This is a genomic window from Paraburkholderia sp., from assembly GCF_026225065.1.
GTDB lineage: Bacteria > Pseudomonadota > Gammaproteobacteria > Burkholderiales > Burkholderiaceae > Paraburkholderia.
Window position 1 is genome coordinate 1 of the sequence record NZ_JAMFSB010000186.1, and the last position, 4,562, is coordinate 4,562.

Annotated in this window: 6 protein-coding genes and 1 pseudogene; 1 reads left to right on the forward strand and 6 read right to left on the reverse strand. The window is 63.5% G+C overall.

The features are described from left to right. The 6 genes and pseudogenes from M0954_RS13925 to kdsD all read right to left on the reverse strand — a co-directional run. Nucleotides 1-281, reverse strand: a pseudogene (locus tag M0954_RS13925) (RNA polymerase factor sigma-54); the annotation flags it as partial. Between the two features lie 183 nt (nt 282-464). Then, complete coding sequence (lptB, locus tag M0954_RS13930; protein ID WP_074263303.1) at nt 465-1,265, reverse strand: LPS export ABC transporter ATP-binding protein; 801 nt, start codon at nt 1,263-1,265, stop codon at nt 465-467. Further along, complete coding sequence (gene lptA / locus M0954_RS13935) at nt 1,262-1,933, reverse strand: lipopolysaccharide transport periplasmic protein LptA (RefSeq protein ID WP_297353786.1); 672 nt, start codon at nt 1,931-1,933, stop codon at nt 1,262-1,264. Before lptA ends, lptB begins: the two co-directional genes overlap by 4 nt. Before the next feature lie 19 nt (nt 1,934-1,952). Further along, the gene (gene lptC / locus M0954_RS13940) at nt 1,953-2,561 is read right to left on the reverse strand and encodes an LPS export ABC transporter periplasmic protein LptC (RefSeq protein ID WP_297353788.1); all 609 of its coding nucleotides are present in this window, start codon (nt 2,559-2,561) and stop codon (nt 1,953-1,955) included. Further along, nucleotides 2,558-3,121 (reverse strand): HAD family hydrolase, encoded by a 564-nt coding sequence (locus M0954_RS13945; RefSeq protein WP_122153331.1) that lies wholly within the window; start codon nt 3,119-3,121, stop codon nt 2,558-2,560. Before M0954_RS13945 ends, lptC begins: the two co-directional genes overlap by 4 nt. Further along, nucleotides 3,121-4,104: an arabinose 5-phosphate isomerase KdsD gene (gene kdsD, locus M0954_RS13950; RefSeq protein ID WP_297353790.1), complete on the reverse strand. Its 984-nt coding sequence runs from the start codon at nt 4,102-4,104 to the stop codon at nt 3,121-3,123. The genes M0954_RS13945 and kdsD overlap by 1 nt, the downstream gene beginning before the upstream one ends. A gap of 135 nt (nt 4,105-4,239) precedes the next feature. On the opposite strand from kdsD, the gene M0954_RS13955 reads away from it, so the two are divergent. Continuing rightward, nucleotides 4,240-4,562: cation:proton antiporter (locus M0954_RS13955; protein WP_297353792.1), on the forward strand; the 323-nt coding region annotated here is incomplete at its 3' end.

Genomic DNA, 4,562 nt, shown 5'->3' on the forward strand with positions numbered 1-4,562 from the left:
CTGCTGGAGGACGACGACGAGGAAGAGGACGAGCCGTTGCCCATCATCTGCTCCGGCGCGGCGTTGCTCGGTGCCTGGGCGATCAACGTGCCGTCTGCGGCAACCCGCAAGGGGCTCGCGATCCAGTCGTCCTCGTTTTCGAGCAGAGGATTCTGGGAGATCGCCATCGCGACCTCCTGCTGCAGTTCGAGCGTAGACAGCTGCAGCAGCCGGATGGACTGTTGCAGTTGAGGTGTCAGCGCAAGATGCTGCGACAGGCGGAGTTGTAGGCTGGCTTTCATGGCAAGTTGAGATTCATTGTAAAGAGTTTGCCACGACCGCGATACCTTGCGGCATTCGCAATAACGCGCGCGCCTGGACTGGGTCTGCAGGGGGCGGCCGGCCTGCCGCGTCAAAAATACTGGGAGGCCGTCGCAGCAAGGGGCCGGCGGCAGGGGACGCCGTCGGTCATGCCCCTCGCATGTTTACATGCGGAAGTGCTCGCCTAGATAGACGCGCCGCACGTTTTCGTTTTCGATGATGTCGCCAGGCGCACCGGCGGCCAGCACGCTGCCGTCGCTGATGATGTAGGCGTGGTCGCAGATGCCGAGCGTTTCGCGCACGTTGTGGTCCGTAATCAGGACGCCAATGTTGCGCTGCTTCAGGAACTTGACGATCTTCTGGATTTCCAGCACTGCGATCGGATCGACGCCGGCGAACGGTTCGTCGAGCAGAATAAAACTCGGGTTAGTCGCCAGCGCGCGTGCAATTTCCACGCGACGGCGCTCGCCGCCCGACAGCGACAGCGCAGGATTGCCCCGCAGATGCGCGATCTGCAGTTCATCAAGCAGCGCTTCGGTGCGGGTGGTGATGGTGTCTTTGTTAAGCCGCTTGCCGCTTTCGTCAAGCTGCAGTTCCAGCACCGCGCGGATGTTCTCTTCGACGGTCAGCTTGCGAAATACTGACGCTTCCTGCGGCAGATACGACAGCCCGAGCGAGGCGCGCTTATGGATAGGCAGCAGGCTGATCGATTTGCCGTCCAGATCGATTTCACCGGCGTCGAGCGGCACGAGGCCCACGATCATGTAAAACGAGGTGGTCTTACCTGCGCCGTTCGGGCCGAGCAGCCCGACCACTTCACCGCTCTTGACGTCGAGCGACACGTCCTTGACGACCGTGCGCGAGCCGTAGCGCTTCTTCAGGTTGCGAACCACCAGCGAGCTGCTGGTCCCCGCCGGCTTGCGGTGGGGAAGGGAAGGTGAATTGACGGAATTTACTGAGCTCACTGGGGTGGGGTTCCCTGGATCTTGTTGGACGGCACGAGCGTAGCCGAGGCGCCGGTCAGCGGCGCTGCGCCGCCGTTGCGCGGCGCCAGCATCGCGCGCACACGGCCGCTCGGGTTGCCCGGGCCAGCGACATCCTTACCCGCCTTGGCGGTGTAAAAGTCGTTCTGGCCGTCATAGGTGATGACGCTGCCGTGGACCGTGTCCATCAGCGTCGAGAGGCCCTGCAGACGGTTCACCGTGGCGTCGGTCGTCAACGTGGTGAGATCCTGCTTGCCGTCATAGTCGATACGGATGGCCGTACCTTCGACGTACTCGTCGATGCCTTCGCGCTTCTGGCGGAAATACGACAGGTTGCCGCCGCTCGAAGTGCCGGTGGCGTACTGATAGCCTTGTGGATCCTGGGTCACCTCGACGCGATCGGCCTTGATGACGATCGTGCCTTTGGTGGCTACCACGTGCCCGGTGAAGATGTTGACCTGCTTCAGGTCGTCATACGTCATGTTGTCCGCTTCAATGTTGAGCGGCTTGTCCTTGTCGGCGCGTTCGGCGTGCGCCAGCGGCGCGAAGCCGATGAAGGGCAACGCGAGCAGCAGCGCGGCAAGTCCGGCTCGGCACGCGGACAGGGTGCGCGCGCGGCCGGTATCAAAACGGTGGAACGATTCGTTCATGCAGTCACGCTGGAATGGATTACCCGGGTTGCTTCAGGGAGCCGCCGGACGCGTCGGACGCGGCGATTGCGCCACGGACGTTGCCGAACAGCTGCATTACCCGGGTGACGTTGTTGTAGTTCATGCCGCTGGCTGTCATGACTGACAGGCCGCGCTGAAGTTTAACCGGCTTTTCGGTCTCGATCACATCGTCGTTGACCAGTACCCGAAAATGCTGCGAATCAGCCTGCATCGCCGGGTCGCCGTCGCCGGCTGCACGCAGGATGCGGGCGTGGTCGTACAGATCGACGATCGAACCGTCGCCATTGACGGTGCCGGTGTCGCCGGTCGCCGTGACAATCGGCTTGCCCGGCTGGAAGGCGCGGATGGCTGGCTTGATCAGATCGCTCAGTTCATCGTCTTCGTAATGGACGAGGTTCGTGGCCGTCAGCCGGTACTGCGTGGCGCCCGACTGATCCAGTTCGGACACCGAGAAATTATCGGCAAAATAATCGGGCGTATGTTCTTTCGGCTTGACCTCGCCTTCGTGCGGTGGCGGCGCGGTGGCCTGCAGCAGCCACCACGTGATACCGGCGAGCGCAGCCATCGCGATAAGCGGGATCAGCGAAGTGAAGCGGAACTGGTTCATCCGACGAGGCCTTGCTGCTCACCGCCGCTGCACGCCTTGGCGAGCAGTTCGTCGTACTTGTTCTGCGCGCGCAGCAAGGTGTCGCACACTTCGCGCACGGCGCCGTGGCCGCCACGCGCTTCGCTGACCCAGTGGGCGCGCGCGATCACTTCTGGATGCGAATTGGCGGGCGCCGCGGCGAAGCCGACCTTCAGCATCACGCCGAGGTCGACCCAGTCGTCGCCCATATAGCCGCATTCCTCAGGAGTGCGGCCCGTCTGCTTGAGCAGGTCGGCAAACGCTTCCGGCTTGTTTTCGATGCCCTGGTACAGATGCGTGATCTTCAGCTCTTTGGCGCGTACGGCGACGATGCCTGACTTGCGGCCCGTGATGATCGCCGTCTCGATGCCGGCTTCGCGCAGGAGTTTCGCGCCGTGGCCGTCCATCGAATGGAACGACTTCATCGTGTCGCCCTCGGCGGTGAACATCAGGCCGCCGTCGGTCAGCACGCCGTCGACGTCGAAAATCATCAGCTTCACGCGGCGTGCGCGTTCGGTTGCGGAAAGGGGCGCGGCGGCCATCAGATCACCTTTTTGGAGAACAGGTCGTGCATGTTGAGCGCGCCGATAAGCTTGCCCGCTTCGTCAATAACCAGCATCTGATTGATCCGGTGGCGCTCCATCAGTTCCACCGCTTCGACGGCCAGTTGATCCGGTCCGATGGTACGCGGGCCGGGTGTCATCACCGAGGCGATCGGCAGGCCGCGGAAATCGCCACTGCGTTCGAGCACGCGGCGCAGGTCGCCGTCGGTGAAGATGCCTTTGACGCGCTGGTTTTCGTCGACGATTGCGGTCATGCCCATGCGCTTGGCCGTCAACTGGAACAGCGCGTCGCGCACGGTAGACTCGGGCATCACCTTCGGCACCTGGTCGCCGGTGCGCATCACGTCGCGTACGTAAGTAAGCAGGCGCCGGCCGAGCGCGCCGCCGGGATGCGAGCGGGCGAAGTCGTCCGGGCCAAAGCCGCGCTCTTCCAGCACCGCGACTGCGAGGGCGTCGCCGAGCGCGAGTGCGGCGGTCGTGCTGGCAGTGGGGGCGAGATTCATCGGACAAGCTTCTTTGGCGACCCCGGCGTTCAGATGCACGTCGGCCAGCCGCGCGAGGCTCGAGCCCGGCTTGCCGGTGATAGCAATCAGCTTGGAGCCGAGCCGCTTGATGATCGGCAGGATCGCCATCAGCTCTTCGGATTCGCCGGAATTGGACATGGCCACGAATACGTCGTCTGCCGTGACCATGCCGAGGTCGCCATGGCTGGCCTCGGCTGGATGCACAAAGAACGCGGGCGTGCCGGTGCTGGCGAAGGTTGCCGCCAGCTTGCGGGCCACGTGACCGGATTTGCCGATGCCGGAGACGACCACGCGCCCACGGCAGCTAAGGATGAAATCGATCGCCTCGACGAAACCATCGTCGAGTTGATCGCGAAGCGCGCGCACGGCGTCCGCTTCGATGTCGAGCACGTTGCGAGCGCGAGCGAGTGCCCGGTCGCCATTGATTTTCGCTATCATTCGCGGAGTATAGCAAAGGCGTATGTTCGCCGCGCCGGGACGGCTGTCCCCGGCCGCCGCCCTCACCGGCCCCTCAACCTTGTCGCACGGCGCTTTGCGTGCGATGGTTATGTCGACGAACCAGGACGCTTTCAGATGATTTCCCCGCTCGAAATGACGCTGTTCCTGCTGCTGGCATCGGTGGCGGGCGTCGTCGTTTTCCGTTTCCTGAACCTGCCGCCCATGCTCGGCTATCTGACGGTGGGGATCATCGTCGGGCCGCATGCGTTCGGTATCGTTCCGGATTCGCAAGGCGCGCAGAACCTGGCCGAGTTTGGCGTGGTGTTCCTGATGTTCTCGATCGGGCTGGAGTTTTCGCTCGCCAAGCTGCGTTCGATGCGCCGGCTGGTGTTCGGGCTCGGCCTGCTGCAGGTGATCGGCACGGTCGCGGTGGCCGTCGCGCTCGGCTTCGTGCTGGA